A 15912-nucleotide genomic window follows, 5' to 3' on the forward strand; every position below is an offset into this window, starting at 1 on the left:
ACCGTTCGGCGAAGATTCGCAGTTGGAGGAGTATCACCATGACGGCAACTTACGGCGGCACACACTGTGCGCTTCGAGCACGATGAGGACTGAAGTTTTGAACGCGACCACACCCGTCACGACAATTCCCCGCGACGATGTCGCGCAGATGCTGATGGACCGGCTCGGTGATGAGCACCTCGGACTGCGCACCCGTACTCGGGACTGGACCTGGGACGAGGTCGTCCGGGAGAGCGCGGCGCGTGGCGCCTTCGCGCAGTCACTGCGGCAGCCGGGTCCCTTTCACATCGGGATCCTGCTCGAGAACACCCCTGAATTCATCTTCTGGCTGGGCGGCGCGGCGCTGACCGGCGCGACGATCGTCGGTATCAACCCCACCCGTCGCGGCAAGGAGCTCGAAGCCGAGGTCCGGTACGTCGACTGTCAGCTCATCGTCACCGACAGCGCCGGTATGGAGAAGCTCTCCGGCCTCGACCTCGGACTCAGCGCCGACCGCTTTGTGCTGGTCGACGACGCCTCGTACGCCGATTCGGTTGCCGCCCAGGCCACCGAGCCTCAGGTGGCGGACGGGGTGGATGCCTCGACACTGTTCCTGCTGCTGTTCACCTCCGGCACGACCGGGATGTCAAAGGCGGTGCGGTGCAGTCAAGGTCGCATCACCCGTCTGGCCTATGCGAACTGCGAAAAGTACGACGTCGACCGGGACGACGTCTGCTATTGCTGCATGCCACTGTTCCACGGCAACGCACTGATGGGACTGTGGGCACCGGCATTGTCCCAGGGCGCGACCATCTGTCTGGTCCCGAAGTTCACCGCATCCGGGTTCATGTCGGACGTGCGGTACTACGGCGCAACATATTTCACCTATGTCGGCAAAGCGTTGGGTTACCTGATGTCGACCGCGGAGGCCCCCGATGACGCGGAGAACACGCTGACCCACGGGTTCGGGACAGAGGCGTCGCCAGGGGACAAGGCCGAGTTCATCCGCCGCTTCGGGGCAAAGCTGTACGAGGCCTACGGTTCCAGTGAGGGTGCCGGGTCGATCCGTCTCGATCCGGCCGCACCCACGGGCGCTCTCGGGCGGCCCGCCAACGAGAACATCGTCATCGTCAACCCCGAGACCCTCGAGGAATGCCCGCGGGCGATCCTGGACGAACACGGCCACGTCCGTAACTCGGACGAGGCGATCGGCGAGATGATCGACAAGGCCGGCGCCGGACGCTTCGAGGGCTATTACAAGAACGAATCGGCGGTTGCCGAGCGAATTCGTAACGGCTGGTACTGGACCGGCGACCTCGGGTACGTCGACGAGGCCGGGTTCATCTACTTCGCCGGCCGCAAGGGGGACTGGATCCGGGTCGACAGCGAGAACACCTCGGCGCTGATGATCGAACATGTCCTGCGACGTCATCCGAAGGTGATCGCCACCGGTGTGTTCGCGGTGCCCGACCCGCGCTCGGGCGATCAGGTCATGGCCGCTCTCGAGGTCGCCGACCACAGCGACTTCGATCCCGAAGAATTCGCGGGCTACCTTGCCGCACAGGCGGACCTGGGAACCAAGGCCGCTCCCCGGTTCATCCGGGTGTCGACCGCCCTCCCGGTCACCGGATCGAACAAGGTCCTCAAGCGTGCACTGCAGGCAGAAGGCTGGCGATGTGACGAACCGGTGTACCACTGGGTCGGTCGCGGCGCGCCGACATACACGCTGATGACCGATGCCGATCGGGAAGCCCTCACCAAGGAATTCGAAGAACACGGTCGCGCCCGGTTCCTGTGAATCCACGACCGACGAAAGGCCAGATGCGATGAAACTCGGGATCGTGATTCCGGTGGAACTCGGCTGTCCCTGATCCGGTCTGCGCCACCGTCTGCTGGTACGTCACATGCCACGTCGCGTGCAGGTGTGCCAGTGCCGAGTGCGGTCAGATCGATGCGGTCTGCAGGTTCGATATTCCTCCTCCCGCTAGGCGGGACTTCGGTACCGCGATCCGTGGCGCGCAGTTAGCGTCGGCGAACATTGCAGCGATAGCCATAAACGTCATAGGAGAACCACGATGGATTTGACTGAATCGCCCGAGCAGCAGGAGCTCAGGAGGGAGTTGCGCGCATACTTCTCCACGCTGCTGCCCGAAGAGGAGCGCCGTGCGGCCGGCGAGCAGGGTGTCGGTGGTCCCCGCTTCCGCGAGATCGTCAAGATGCTCGGCAAGGACGGTTGGCTCGGCATCGGCTGGCCGGTGGAGTTCGGCGGCCAGGGCCGTTCGATCGAGGATCAGTTCGTCTTCTTCGACGAGGTCCAGCGGGCCGGGCTGCCATTCCCGTTCGTCACGGTGAACACCGTCGGGCCGACGCTGCAGAAGTACGGCACCGAGGAGCAGAAGGCCCGGTTCCTACCCGGAATCCTCTCCGGCGACATCGTTTTCGCCATCGGCTACACCGAACCCGACGCCGGTACCGATCTGGCCTCCCTCAAGACCCGGGCGGTCCGCGAGGGCGACGAGTGGGTGGTCGACGGCAACAAGATCTTCACCTCGGGCGCGAACACCGCCGACTACGTCTGGCTGGCCTGCCGAACCGATCCCGAAGCGCCCAAGCACAAGGGCATCTCGATCCTGATCGTCCCCACCGACGATCCCGGCTTCTCGTGGTCGCCGATCCCGACCGTGGGCGGTCTGATGGTCACCTCCACCTACTACACCGGTATCCGGGTCGGCCCCGAAGCCCTCGTCGGTGAGGTCAACGGCGGCTGGCGCCTGATCACCGCGCAGCTCAATCACGAGCGCATCGGCCTGGCCGCACTCGGCGGGCGGACCGAGGGCCTGTGGCATCAGGTGCTGGAATGGGCCAAGGAGTCCGGTGCCATCGAGATCCCTTGGGTTCAGCAGGATTTCGGGCGTACGCATGCGAAGTTGGTCGCCATGCGGCTGATGAACTGGAAGATGACCGCCGCGGTCGCCGCCGACACCCTCTCGGGCGCCGATGCCGGTGCCACCAAGGTGTTCGGCACCGAGACCCACGTCGACGTCTACCGGACCCTGCTCGGAATCCTCGGTGCCGCAGGACGTATCCGGCCCGACAACCCGGGTGCGATCCTGGCGGGCCAGATCGAGCAGATCTCCCGGCAGGGTGTGGTCAACACCTTCGGTGGTGGCGTGAACGAGGTGCTGCGGGACATGGTCGCGACCATCGGCCTGGGTACCGCCCGCATGGGACGTGGAAAATGAGCGGGATCGACGCGGCGCTGAGCAATCTGGTCGGTCAGGAGCTGGTGCCCACCACCTGGGCACAGGATCCGGTGAACACACCGATGATCCGGCACTGGGTGGAGGCCATGGCCGACGAGAATCCCATCTATCTCGATGACGACGCGGCTCGCAGCACCGGACGCGATGGCGCGATCGCCCCTCCGACGATGGTGCAGGCCTGGACCATGCGGGGCTATGCGGCAACCGCGGCGGGCAGCACCGGTTCCGAGGTGGCGGTCGAACTCTTCGGTCTGCTGGCCGACGCCGGGTTCACCTCGGTGGTCGCCACCGACTCGGAGCAGGAGTACTTCACCGAGCTGCGGGCCGGCGACCTGATCAACGTCACCGAGGTCATCGAATCGATTTCGCCGGAGAAGAAGACCGGCCTGGGTACCGGGCACTTCGTGACGACGCTGAAGACCTACCGCAACGCCGAGGGCGACGTCGTGGCCACCCAACGGTGGCGCACACTGCGTTTCCGTCCCGCGGAGAAGCCGGCACCCCGTGCGCTGCGGCCCCGGCCGGCACTCAACCAGGACAACGCCTTCTGGTTCGACGCCGCCAAGGAACACCGACTGGTCATCCAGCGGTGCACCGCATGCGGAACGCTGCGGCATCCGACGGGACCTATGTGTGGACACTGCCGGTCACTGGACTGGGACACCGTGGACGCCTCGGGCAAGGGGTTTGTCTACAGCTTTGTCGTCAACCACCATCCCAAGATCGATGCGTTCGACTATCCGCTGATCGTCGCCGTCATCGAACTCGAAGAGGGCACCCGCTTGATCGCCAACATGGTCGGTATCGAACCGGACCAGGTGGAGGTCGACATGCCGGTGGTACTGGACTGGATCGACGCCGACCCGGATCTGACGCTTCCCGCGTTCCGGCCGGCCGCACCCGAGGAGAACTGATGGATTTCACCTTCAACGAAGAGCAGACCGCGATCGGTGACCTGGCCGCGGACATCTTCGCCGGCAAGTCGGGCATCGACCGTGTCAAGGCCGTCGAGTCCACCGATGAACGCATCGACCGTGAGTTGTGGCGCGAGCTTGCCCAGGCGGGGCTTGTCGGGATCGCGTTGCCCGAGGAGTTCGACGGCGGTGCAATGGGTTTGACCGAACTATGTGTGCTGCTCGAGCAGCAAGGCCGCAACGTCGCCCCGGTGCCACTGTGGGAGACCGCGCTGGGCGCCATGGCGATCGCGGAGTTCGGTACACAGGAACAGAAGCAGGCATATGTGGGTCCGGTCGCAGCCGGTGAGATCTTCCTGACCGTCGGTCTCGAAGAGTTCGGTCCCACCGACCCGACCGCACCGACGACGGCTGCGCACGCCGGCGCCGACGGAACCTGGACGTTGACCGGCGCCAAGGCCGTGGTCCCGGCCGCCCACATCGCCACGCGCGTCGTGGTGTCGGCCGCGACGCCCTCGGGCACAGGGCTTTTCCTGGTCGATCCGACCGGTACCGGGGTGGTATCGGAGAACAACGAGACAACGACCCGCGCAATCGCGTCGAACCTGACCTTCGACTCGGCTCCGGCCGAGTTGCTCGCCGAGGGCGAAGCGGTGCAGTGGCTCGTCGACCGGGTCGAGGTCGCCCTGGCCGCCCTGCAGGTCGGCGTCGGCACCGGTGCGGTCGCGCAGGCCGTGACCTACCTCAACGATCGTCAGCAGTTCGGTCGTCCACTGTCCACGTTCCAGGCGGTCAGCCATCAGCTCGCCGACTGCTACATCGACCTCGAGGCCATGCGCGTGACCCTGTGGCAGGCGGCATGGTTGCTCGCGAACGGCCACGACCCGGAAACCGCAGTGCTGGTGGCCAAGTGGTGGGCCACCGACGGTGGTCAGCGCGTGGTGCATCGCACCCAGCACGTGCACGGCGGCATCGGCGTGGACACCGACTACCCGGTGCACCGGCACCTGTTGTGGGGCAAGCAGATCGCGGCAACCCTGGGCGGTTCGAGTGCCGACCTGAGCCGGCTCGGCGCACAACTCGCCGCCGGGGTCGCATCATGACCGTCGACGACGCGGTGGGGCAGACCGTTCCCGGCCCGATCGTGGTGGGCCAGGTCCTGCCGGAACTCGCCATCCCGCTCACCCGGACCATGATCGTGGCCACGGCCATCGCGAGCCGGGACTACCAGGATGTGCATCACGACCCCGATCTCGCGGTCTCGCGCGGTTCCAAGGACGTGTTCATGAACATCCTGACCACGAACGGGCTCGTGGGCCGGTTCGTCACCGACTGGGCCGGACCACGTGCATCGCTGCGCAAGGTCGCGATCCGGCTCGGGGCGCCCAACTACCCCGGAGACACCATGACGCTCACCGGAACGGTGACGAGCGTCGAGGACGGTCTTGTGTCCGTCCAGGTCCGGGGCGCCAACAGCCTCGGGGACCATGTCAAGGGCACCGTCACGTTCACATACCTGGAAGGAAGTCTGTAGATGGCGATCAGCCCCCTGTCCGGCGCGGCAGCCATCGTCGGAATCGGTGCCACCGAGTTCTCCAAGAACTCCGGACGCACCGAACTCCAGCTGGCGTGTGAGGCGATCATCGCCGCGCTGGCCGATGCCGGAATCGATCCGTCCGAGGTCGATGGCCTCTCGACCTATACCGCCGAGACGAACGGTGAGGTGCTCGTGGCCCGCAACTGCGGGCTCGGCGAACTGAAGTTCTTCTCCCGCATCGGCTATGGCGGAGGCGCCGCCTGCGGGACCGTGCAGCAGGCTGCGATGGCGGTGGCCACCGGTGTCGCCGACGTCGTGGTCTGTTACCGCGCCTTCAACGAACGCTCGGGTGTGCGGTACGGCCTCGGCCAGCACGACCGGCCGATGGACAGCACCGCCGACCGTGCGGCATACGCCTGGATGACGCCGCAGGGGCTGTCGACACCCGCGCAGTGGGTGGCGATGTTCGCCCGGCGGTACATGCACCAATATGGCGCCACGAGTGAAGATTTCGGGCGCGTGGCCGTGGTGGCGCGCAAGCACGCCGCAAACAACCCCGCCGCTTGGTTCTACGAGCGGCCGATCACGCTCGAAGACCATCAGAACTCTCGGTGGATCGCCGAACCGCTGCACCTGCTCGACTGCTGTCAGGAGACCGACGGCGGCCAGGCACTGGTGATCGTCTCTGCCGAACGGGCCAAGACCCTCACCGGCACAGCGGCATTGATCAAGGGCGCCGCACAGGGCAGCGGTAAAGATCAGCACATGATGACCAGCTATTACCGTCCCGACATCTCCGGGATCCCGGAGATGGGCCTGGTCGGCCGACAGCTCTACGGTCAGAGTGGGCTCTCACCGGCCGACATCAACGCCGCGATCCTGTATGACCACTTCACGCCACTTGTGTTGCCGCAGCTCGAAGAACTCGGCTTCTGCGCACCGGGCGAGGCCAAAGATTTCATCCGCGACGGCAACCTGGAAATCGGTGGACGGCTCCCGTCGAACACCCACGGTGGTCAGATCGGTGAGGCGTATCTGCACGGCGTCAACGGCATTGCCGAAGCCGTGCGGCTGTTGCGGGGTACCTCGACGAATCAATTCGACGGTGTGGAGAATGTGCTCGTCACCGCAGGAACCGCGGTGCCCACCAGTGGCCTGATCCTCGGCGCCGCGTGAGACAAGGAGCTTCTCTGTGACCTCTGACAGCATGACCGGAACAACCGCCAAGACCGCGGGGCAGTGGCGCGGTGAGGATCTGGGCACCCGCACCGTCTCCTACGACGAGCGCGATGCCATCCTCTACGCATTGGCCGTGGGCGCCAGGGCCACCGAACTCGACCTCGTGTTCGAGGACCGGCTGCGGGTACTGCCGACATTCGCACTGACGTTGGCGCAGTGGGCTCCTGACGAACTGGGTGCACGCGGCGCGTTCGACATGACCACCGCGTTGCACGGTTCACAGCAGTTGACGGTCCTGGCACCGTTGCCACGTAGCGGCAACGTGACCCTGTCGGCCGCGGTCGGAGAGGTCTGGGACAAGGGCGCGGCTGCGGTGTTCGAGGTGGTGGTCCGCAGTGACTACTTCGTGGCAACCTGGTCGATCTTCGCCCCCGGCGCAGGCGGATTCGGGGGAGACCGCGGACCGGCCCGTCCGAAGGGACCGCAGGGCGATCCGGCGCTCGAAGGCGTGGTGCACACCACGGAGAATCAGGCAGCGCTGTACCGCCTGACCGGCGACCGTCATCACATCCACATCGACCCCGAGGCCGCGGCCAAGATCAATCAACCGCGCCCGATCATGCACGGGCTGTGCACGCTGGCCGTCGCGGCAGTGGACGCTGCGCGCCTGACCGGTGCTCATCCGGCCGACCTGACGACCCTCGAGGGACGTTTCGCCTCGGCGATCCACCCGGGCGAGACCGCAGACCTGCGCGTGTGGGGCGATGCGGCTGACCTGGCATTCGAGCTCGTCAAGGACGGCAGTGCGACTATTTCCGGTGGCCGTGCCGGCTTCACCCGATGACCATGGCACGACCCGTTGATCCCGTTCAGCGAGAAGTCGGTGTGCTCGGACACTTCTGGTGCCCTAGTGTCGTCGAGTCCGGTTCACGTATGGAGAGGCAGCGCTCGCGATGACAACTGCTGAAATGTCGAACAGCTCGCGTTCTGCGAAGGTGACCGTCGCGGCGGTCGTCGAAGAGACCAGCGATGCACGGTCACTGGTCTTCGAGGTCCCCAGCGACCGCGTGGACGAGTTCGCCTACAAGCCGGGACAGTTCCTGACCCTGCGAGTTCCGAGTGACCAGACCGGTTCGGTCGCGCGGTGCTACTCGCTGGCCAGTTCGCCGTTCGCCGACGATCTGCCGAAGGTGACGATCAAGCGGACCGTGGGCGGCTACGCCTCACATTGGCTGTGCGACAACGTCGAGGTCGGTGACGTGATCGAGGTGTTGCCACCCGCGGGTGTCTTCACCCCACCGAACTTCGATGACGATCTGCTGTTGTTCGCCGCCGGTAGCGGCGTGACCCCGGTGATCTCGATCCTGAAGTCGGCGCTGAGTCAGGGCGCAGGCAAGGTCGTCATGGTGTACGCCAACCGGGACGAGAACTCGGTGATCTTCGCGCGCGAGCTGGCCGAACTCACCGCGCTACACGGCGGCCGGTTGACGGTGATCCACTGGCTCGAGAGCCTGCAGGGCCTGCCGTCCGCGGACCAGTTGGCCTGCCTGGCCGCCGGGTTCAGCGACCGCCGAGTCTTCATGTGTGGGCCGAAACCCTTCATGGACACCGTGCATGAGGCAACCGCGCGGGCGGGCTTCCCACGCAACCGGGTACATGCCGAGGTGTTCACCTCACTTTCCGGTGATCCGTTCGCCGACGTGGTCCTGCCCGAGCTCACCGAGGAAGAAGCCGGAGACGCGGCAACGGTCTCGGTCACCCTCGACGGCGAAGCCCACGAGTACAACTGGCCGCGGTCATCGACCCTGGTCGATGTGCTGCTGTCCAAGGGCATCGATGTGCCGTTCTCCTGCCGCGAAGGTGAATGCGGCTCGTGTGCTTGCACATTGGTCGACGGGAAGGTCGACATGGGCAATTCTTCCATCCTCGATGACGACGACATCGCCGACGGATACATCCTGGCCTGCCAGGCGCGTCCGATCAGCGACCACCTGAACGTGGAGTTCTGAAAAGACCGAATCTCGTTCAACGGGAACAACACTGTGATCTCGGTAACTCTTGGGTACCGTGCCCGAGATGACAGAATTGTTTGCCGGAAAAGTTGTTCTGATCACGGGCGCGGCGCGGGGGCAGGGCCGTAACCACGCCGTGCGCTTGGCGCGCGAAGGCGCAGACGTGATCGCAATCGATGTGTGTGCACCGATTTCAGATGATGTCGGGTACGCGGCGGCCACTGTGGAAGACCTCGATGAAACCGCTCGGCTGGTCCGGGCCGAAGGGCGCGAGATCGTCACGGTGGTCGCCGACGTCAGGGACCTCGGGGCCATGCGCGCGGCCGTCGCCACCGGTGTCGAGCGTTTCGGACGACTCGATGTGGTCATCGCCAATGCCGGGATCGTGAACTGGAACCGATTCTGGGAGATGTCCGACGAGCAGTGGTCAACTGTGGTGGACACCAACCTCAACGGGGTCTGGCGCACCATGGCCGCAGCTGTTCCGGCGATGATCGAGGGCGGTCGTGGCGGTTCGATCGTCATCATCAGCAGTGCTTCCGGAGTCGCGACCTCGCCTGGCTGCGCGCACTATTCGGCGGCCAAACACGGATTGGTCGGCTTGGCGCGGACCGCCGCGACCGAACTGGGCGACCACAACATCCGGGTCAACACCGTTCACCCGGGCGCAGTGGACACCGAGATGGGCAATGATCCCGAGGTGGCCCGGCTGTTCGCAGATCACCCGGACTACATGAAGTCCTACGGCTGGCCGCTCACCGCGCTGGAGCGCACAAGCGTCGACGACATCACCGAGGCCGTGGTGTACCTGGCCTCGGATCTGTCCCGCGCGGTCACCGGCTCGAAGATCGTGGTCGACATGGGGCAGACGATGGCGTGAGTCGCCCGAGTGCAGGCCGCTGTCTGACGGTCAGATGCACTGTGGCGTTCGGTTTTTGGCAACCCCCCGCGGAGAGGAAGCAAGTATGGGAACGCTTGATGGCAAGGTGGCGCTGGTGACCGGCGCCGGTCAGGGAATCGGCCGTGGCATATCGCTGGCGCTGGCGAAGGAGGGCGCGGCGATCGCGGTCGCGGGACGAACGGAGTCCAAGCTGCTCGACACCTGTGCGCTTCTGTCGGACCTGGGTGCGGTCGCCGAGCCCGTCGTGTGTGATGTCAGCGATCGCGCCAATGTCGCGGCGGCCGTGGAGAAGACGGTGTCGGTGCTCGGCTCGGTGGACATCCTGGTCAACAACGCGAACGACTGTAAGCCCGGACCGATCCTGTCGATCGATGACGACGAGTACATGAAGTCGTTCGCGACCGGCCCGTTGGCCACGCTGCGCCTGATGCAGCTCTGCCACCCGCACATGAAAGCCCGTGGTGGGGGCGTGATCATCAATCTGGTGACCTCGGCCGCGGTGCGCTGGGACGCGAGCAATTATGGCGCGTACGGCTCGATCAAGGAGGGCATGCGGTCGCTGACCCGAGCGGCCGCCTGTGAGTGGGGCGTGGACAAGATCCGGGTGCTGTCGGTGGCGCCGCATGCCAGCACGCCGGCGCTCGAGGGCTGGATGGAGCGCAACCCGGAGGAGTCGGCGGCGTTCGTCGCAGGTATTCCACTGGGCCGGGTCGGAGATCCGGAGACCGATATCGGGCGTGCGGTTGTCTTCCTGGTCGGCGACGACGCCGGATATCTCACCGGCGCAACGATTCCCCTCGATGGTGGGCAGTCGCGGTGGGGCTGAGGTTCCAGCGTATTTCATGAACAGACAAACAATCGAGGTTGCATCGCCCAGGCGATGCAACCTCGATTGTTTTGTGTTGGAGCCTTGCTGAGATCAGTGCGCGTATACGCTGCCACGGCGAAGCAACAGTGCCAGGCCGACGGTGAGGATGGCCCCACCGAAGATGATGCCGGCGATGGCATTGAGCCCGGCCACAGTGGGAGCAACACTGCCCGCCACTGCTGAAGCGGCCAGTACCGTCGTCGCGACCGAGGTGCCGATACCCTGGCCCGCGGTACGGAGAACAGTCTGCAATCCCGTTGCCTCACTGGTGTTGCTGACCGGGACGGCCTCCACGATCAGGTTCGGGAGAGCGGTGTACGCGAAAGCGGTTGCGATGGAAGCCGTGGTGACCATGGCGAACATCCCACCCTTTGAATCGTGGGCGGTGACCAGCAGGATCGCCACGATGACGTAGAGCAGACCACCGACGATCAACGATGCGCGTGAACCCACGGTGCGCGTCAGGCGGCCGCTGAGCGGCGTGAACGCGAAACCGATCAGCGCGCCGACCAGAGCCATCAGGCCGGCGTCGGTGGGCGACATGCCGAGGCCGTAGGGCGCCGTGGTCGGGGACTGAAGTACCAAGGGCGTGACCATGTTACCGACACCGAAGGGGCCGATGGCCGCGGCCAGCGTCGCAAGCATCGTCAGCGCCACCTTACGGTTGGTGAACAGCCGCACGTTGGCGATCGGGTCGGTCACGCGAAGTTCCCAGACCACCCACAGCCCCAGGGCCACCACACCGGCAATGATCAGGCCGCTCGTCTTCGGATCAGACCACCCCCACGTGCTGGACTTGTTGATACCCAGCAAGATCGCGGCAATGGCCGGCGCGAATACGATGGTGCCGATGTAGTCGACCTTTTGGGTGGTGCCGACCGGCGGGCGCCACGGGAGTGCGAACAGCACCAACAACAATGTGAACGCTGCGTAGACTGCCGCGACGATGAAGATCATGTGCCAGCTGTAGTGGTCGATCATCAGGCCCGCGACGTAGGCGGACGCGGCGCCTGCGGCCACCGCCGACCCCGAGATGATCGCGATCGCAACGGGAACCTTCTCTTTGGCGAGGTGTTCACGTGCCAGGCCGAGGCAGAGTGGGAGAATCGCGCCTGCCACGCCCTGGATCGCCCGACCGACGATGATCGCGGTGATGCTGTCGCCGAGGGCGCTGACCAGCGAACCGATCGTGGCCATGGCCAGGATGACCACCAGGACCCGTTCTCGTCCGAACATGTCGCCGAGCCGGCCACAGACCGCAGCCGAGGCGGCGGCGACCAGAAGGAACGCCGTCACTGCCCATCCGACTGTGGCTGCGTCGCTGCCGAAGTCGGCGATGATGGTCGGGATCGCGGCGAACACCATCGAGGTCTCGAAGGCGCTGATGATCTCGACCAGCACCAGGATGGTGATGATGAACCCCGCCGAGCGGCGCCGGTTGTAACGCCCACCGGTGGGCAGCGGTGGCGGCGGCTTGGGGGGAGCAATCGGATCGGGGATGGTGGTCATCGAACTCCTCCAAGAAGGCGACGTGTCATGGGCATGGTCGTCGCGCTGCAACACCGTGGGAGCAGAAGCCGTGGGGCCGGTGCTGTGCCGTTCAGCATTGTGTGGTCCTTACCTGTATCCGAGGCGGAACGTGACCGCCGAGTGCCTAAACAAATACAGTGACGCAGGGCACACACGGGGTTCAGTCTCGCTGAGTGGAAACTAGATGCGAGCTTCAGACCGGTTGTGGCGGTGGGCCGTTAGGTCAACACCGCCACCCTGCCGCGGAGTCGGCCTGGCGCGCCGATAGGCGACCGAGAGCTGTGGCCTCCGGTGATCGAAGCACCAGAGGCCACAGCGGAGGCAGGGTTGGGAGGGCGTCAGCCGGTGACGCGTGCGGCGTTGCCGGCGTCGACGGGGATGACCGTTCCGCTGATGTGCGCACTGCCCTGTGCGGCCAGGAATAGCACCACACGGGTGATCTCTCCGGCTTCCAGCCACGGCACGGGCTGGGCATGAAGGGAGGTGAAGATGGGCGCCACGTCGTCAATAGTCGGCGTTTCGAGGTCGGGCCGCATCATCGAGTAGAGCTGGGCGTTGTGGATCATCGGGGTCGAAATATTGCCGGGCGCAATCGCATTGACGGTGATCCCGTGGCCTGCGAGGTCAAGCGCCGCGCTCTTGGTCAGGCCGATGACGCCCCACTTGGCGGCCGCGTAGCCGACCATATTGGTGTTGCCGGCCCGGCCGAGCATGGACGAGATGGTGACAATGCGACCGAACCCGCGCTCGATCATGCCCGGTGAGACCGCGCCGACGGTGTTGAAGACGCCGGTCAGATTCGATGCGATGACCTCGGACCACTGCGCCTGCGTCATCGCCTGGACCGGGGCCGCAACGGACACACCGGCATTGGCGACCGCGATGTCGATCCGCCCGAACTCGGACTCTGCCTCTGCGACAAGCGCATCCATCGCGGACCGGTCGGCGGTGTTGGCCTTGACGGCAATACATCTGCGTCCGGTGGCCGTGACGAGGCGAACGGTCTCGGCAAGGTCGGCTTCCGTCGCGAGCGGGTAGCCCACCGCCGGGCTGTCCTCACATCTGTCGCAGATGACCACATCGGCGCCGCGCTCGGCGAAGGCGATCGCGTGGCTGCGCCCCTGTCCGCGGGCGCCGCCGGTGATCAGTGCGACCTGTCCTTCAAAACCGTCTGTCACGATGTCTGCTCCTTGTTTGTGCTCGGGGCCTAGCGAAGTTTGATGATGCCGCCATCGGCCATCAGGGTCTGTCCGGTCATGTACTTGGAGTCCTCGGAAGCGAGGAAGACGGCAACGGGCGCGATATCGGTCACGGGGTCGCCGATCCGCTGTAGTGGAACTTTGGCCACGGACTCGGCGGCACGCTCGGGAAAAGCCTTCTGCCAGGCCAGCACACCTTCGGTGGCTGCGAACGGGCAGAGGATGTTGACCCGGATGCCGTCGGGTGCCCATTCGTTGGCGGCCACCCGGCTCATACCGCGGATGGCTTCTTTTGCGGCTGCATACGAGGTCTGGGTCGGCATGCCCTCGAGACCGGAACCGGAAGCGAAGTTGATCACCGAACCCGACGATGCCTTCAACTGCTCGTAGCAGGCCTGCATCAGATGCACGGTCGGATAGAAGCCGGTGTTGAAGGACAGTTCGAACATCTCGGCCGTGTGGTCGACGAGTAGGGCTTGGCGAGACGCGTGCGCGTTGTTGACCAGGATGTCCACCGATCCGAATGTCGACACCGCGGCGTCGCGTATCTTCTCCGCCGCACCGGATTCCGAGATGTTGATGTTGAGAAACCTTGACGCACTGCCCAGTTCGCTCTCCAACGCGACTCCGCGTTCGTCGTCGATGTCCACGAACAGGACGTTGGCCCCCTCCGCGGCGAAGACGCGGGTGATCGCCCCGCCGATTCCGCCGGCCCCACCGGTGATGATTGCTGTCTTACCTTGCAGTCTCATTGCACTCCCTCGTGCTCGATGCCTCCGCGTGAGCCCGTCGGATCGGTATGGCGTCGGCGACCGCGTCGGAGACGGATGGCTACCTGGTCTCCAGAATAGAATCAATTCTATTCGTATGCGCCACAATGGCGATTGTGCAATCAATCCCGTTCAGCGGGACTGCGCCGGTGCGCCCCGACCACCGCCGAACGCTCTGCTGACGGGCGGCTGCGGGCCCTGATGTCCGGCCTGAGCAGCGGGGTCCCGCTCACCGAGACCGCCCGGCCCGTTCACCGAGAGTGATCTTAGTCTCGTGCGATGACCGCGAACATCACAACCACCGTTGCTTTTGACGACGCACTTCACCTGCAGCGACGGGCGCAGCGCGCCAGCGGACCCGCGACGGCTGCGCAGCGCCGGGACAACCTCCAGGCCGTTATCGACCTCGTGGTTCGGCACCACGAAGAACTCGCAGAGGCGATGGACGCCGACTTCGGTGGCCGCCACCGGGGGTTCTCCCTCATGAATGACGTCGTCGGTTCGCTCGGGGCCCTCAAGCACGCCCGGGACCACCTCGAGTCGTGGATGCAACCCGACGGACGGCCGGCGTTCGCGCCGTACGACGCGCTCGGCGCAGTCGCGGAGGTCCAGTTCCAGCCCAAGGGGTCGATCCTGATCATCGGGACCTGGAACGCGCCGCTGTTCACGCTGTTGAGCCCCCTGGCCGGTGTGCTGGCCGCCGGCAACCGTGCGGTCCTCAAGCCGTCGGAGATCACCGGTCGCACCGCCGAGGTGTTCGCCCGGGCGGTGGAAGCCGAACTGGACCCCGCGGTGGTCACCGTGTTCACCGGGGGAGTCGACGTCGCCGAGGCGCTGACGTCCCTTCCGTTCGATCACATCGTGGTCACCGGGAGCGGGACTGTCGGCCGGGCCGTGATGGCCAATGCGGCGCGCAATCTGGTCCCGGTCACACTCGAACTCGGCGGGAAGTCCCCGGTGATCGTGGGCCGGTCGGCGGACCTGACCGACGCGGCAACCAAGATCGCAATTGCCAAGGCCACCAACGGTGGGCAGATCTGCGTCAGCCCCGACACCGTGTACGTCCCGCGGGAGTACGTCGAGGCGTTCGTGGGCGCTGTCGCCGATGCGTTTGTGGAACTTCATCCGACAGTGTCCGGAAACCCGGACGTCGTGGCGGCGGTGAACGAGCGCCACCTCGAACGGGTCGACGGGTATGTGCGAGAGGCCGCCGACCTCGGGGCCCGCGTGGTCACCGCCCCGGACGAGGAGTTGTCCCGGGCTGATCGGCGCAGGCCCCTTCGCATCGTGGTCGATCCACCGGCACAATCACGGATCCGCACGGAGGAGATCTTCGGCTCGGCGATGGTGGTGTCGGCCTACGACGACATCGTCGACGTCATCGATACCGTCAACGCGGGACCGAAACCGTTGGCGCTCTATTACTTCGGCGCCGATCAGGACGAGCGTCGGACGGTGCTCGGGCGCACCAGCTCCGGCGGCGTCACCGTGGACAACGTAATGATGCACCCGGGCATGATGGACGCCCCATTCGGTGGTGTCGGCGCCTCGGGGATCGGACACTACAACGGACGCGAGGGATTCCTCGAATTCAGCCATGCCCGAACGGTATTCATCGCTCCGGCCGCCGATCCCCGGCGCGAGTGGGGGATGCTGCCGCCCTACGGTGACCATTTTGTCGCGGCGATGACCGCTCAGATCACGCCCTGACCACTGTTCGGACCACCTGACCCGGCCGACGTCTCGGACGTCGCCGGCAC

Annotated in this window: 14 protein-coding genes; 11 read left to right on the top strand and 3 right to left on the bottom strand. The window is 65.6% G+C overall.

The window, feature by feature from the left end; all coding sequences use genetic code 11:
* Positions 1 to 97: 97 nt before the first annotated feature.
* The 10 genes from casI (at position 98) to AC51GR_RS21440 (ending at position 10611) form a co-directional block, all read left to right on the top strand.
* Positions 98 to 1777, top strand: coding sequence for a steroid-22-oyl-CoA synthetase (gene casI, locus AC51GR_RS21395; RefSeq protein ID WP_496326665.1), 1680 nt, complete (start codon positions 98 to 100; stop codon positions 1775 to 1777).
* Positions 1778 to 2054: 277 nt separating this feature from the next.
* The gene (locus AC51GR_RS21400) at positions 2055 to 3221 is read left to right on the top strand and encodes an acyl-CoA dehydrogenase family protein (RefSeq protein ID WP_496326666.1); all 1167 of its coding nucleotides are present in this window, start codon (positions 2055 to 2057) and stop codon (positions 3219 to 3221) included.
* A complete protein-coding gene (locus tag AC51GR_RS21405; protein WP_496326667.1) occupies positions 3218 to 4156 on the top strand; it encodes a bifunctional MaoC family dehydratase N-terminal/OB-fold nucleic acid binding domain-containing protein in 939 nt (312 codons plus the stop codon). The genes AC51GR_RS21400 and AC51GR_RS21405 overlap by 4 nt, the downstream gene beginning before the upstream one ends.
* Positions 4156 to 5259 (top strand): acyl-CoA dehydrogenase family protein, encoded by a 1104-nt coding sequence (locus tag AC51GR_RS21410; RefSeq protein WP_496326668.1) that lies wholly within the window; start codon positions 4156 to 4158, stop codon positions 5257 to 5259. The genes AC51GR_RS21405 and AC51GR_RS21410 overlap by 1 nt, the downstream gene beginning before the upstream one ends.
* Positions 5256 to 5690, top strand: coding sequence for a MaoC family dehydratase (locus tag AC51GR_RS21415; RefSeq protein ID WP_496326669.1), 435 nt, complete (start codon positions 5256 to 5258; stop codon positions 5688 to 5690). The genes AC51GR_RS21410 and AC51GR_RS21415 overlap by 4 nt, the downstream gene beginning before the upstream one ends.
* Entirely contained in the window at positions 5691 to 6869 is a 1179-nt protein-coding gene (locus AC51GR_RS21420) for a lipid-transfer protein (RefSeq protein WP_496326670.1), read from the top strand. It abuts the gene before it with no gap.
* 31 nt (positions 6870 to 6900) lie between these two features.
* Positions 6901 to 7716 carry a MaoC/PaaZ C-terminal domain-containing protein gene (locus AC51GR_RS21425; RefSeq protein WP_496326762.1) on the top strand — a complete coding sequence of 272 codons (816 nt, stop codon included), beginning with the start codon at positions 6901 to 6903 and terminating at the stop codon, positions 7714 to 7716.
* Positions 7717 to 7825: 109 nt separating this feature from the next.
* On the top strand, positions 7826 to 8881 hold the full coding sequence (locus AC51GR_RS21430) for a 2Fe-2S iron-sulfur cluster-binding protein (protein WP_496326671.1): 1056 nt from the start codon (positions 7826 to 7828) through the stop codon (positions 8879 to 8881).
* A gap of 67 nt (positions 8882 to 8948) precedes the next feature.
* On the top strand, positions 8949 to 9764 hold the full coding sequence (locus AC51GR_RS21435) for a mycofactocin-coupled SDR family oxidoreductase (protein ID WP_496326672.1): 816 nt from the start codon (positions 8949 to 8951) through the stop codon (positions 9762 to 9764).
* A gap of 85 nt (positions 9765 to 9849) precedes the next feature.
* The gene (locus tag AC51GR_RS21440) at positions 9850 to 10611 is read left to right on the top strand and encodes an SDR family NAD(P)-dependent oxidoreductase (RefSeq protein WP_496326673.1); all 762 of its coding nucleotides are present in this window, start codon (positions 9850 to 9852) and stop codon (positions 10609 to 10611) included.
* A 93-nt stretch (positions 10612 to 10704) separates the two neighbouring features.
* Here the strand turns inward: AC51GR_RS21440 and AC51GR_RS21445 are convergent, their stop codons facing one another.
* From AC51GR_RS21445 to AC51GR_RS21455, 3 genes are all read right to left on the bottom strand, one after another.
* A complete protein-coding gene (locus AC51GR_RS21445; RefSeq protein WP_496326674.1) occupies positions 10705 to 12162 on the bottom strand; it encodes an MFS transporter in 1458 nt (485 codons plus the stop codon).
* Between the two features lie 359 nt (positions 12163 to 12521).
* Positions 12522 to 13361 (bottom strand): mycofactocin-coupled SDR family oxidoreductase, encoded by an 840-nt coding sequence (locus AC51GR_RS21450; RefSeq protein ID WP_496326675.1) that lies wholly within the window; start codon positions 13359 to 13361, stop codon positions 12522 to 12524.
* 29 nt (positions 13362 to 13390) lie between these two features.
* Positions 13391 to 14134, bottom strand: a complete 744-nt coding sequence (locus tag AC51GR_RS21455) for an SDR family NAD(P)-dependent oxidoreductase (protein ID WP_496326676.1) — start codon at positions 14132 to 14134, stop codon at positions 13391 to 13393.
* Between the two features lie 297 nt (positions 14135 to 14431).
* On the opposite strand from AC51GR_RS21455, the gene AC51GR_RS21460 reads away from it, so the two are divergent.
* Positions 14432 to 15862, top strand: a complete 1431-nt coding sequence (locus AC51GR_RS21460) for an aldehyde dehydrogenase family protein (RefSeq protein ID WP_496326677.1) — start codon at positions 14432 to 14434, stop codon at positions 15860 to 15862.
* Positions 15863 to 15912: the final 50 nt, after the last annotated feature.

It is taken from the genome of Williamsia sp. z71 (assembly GCF_059553375.1).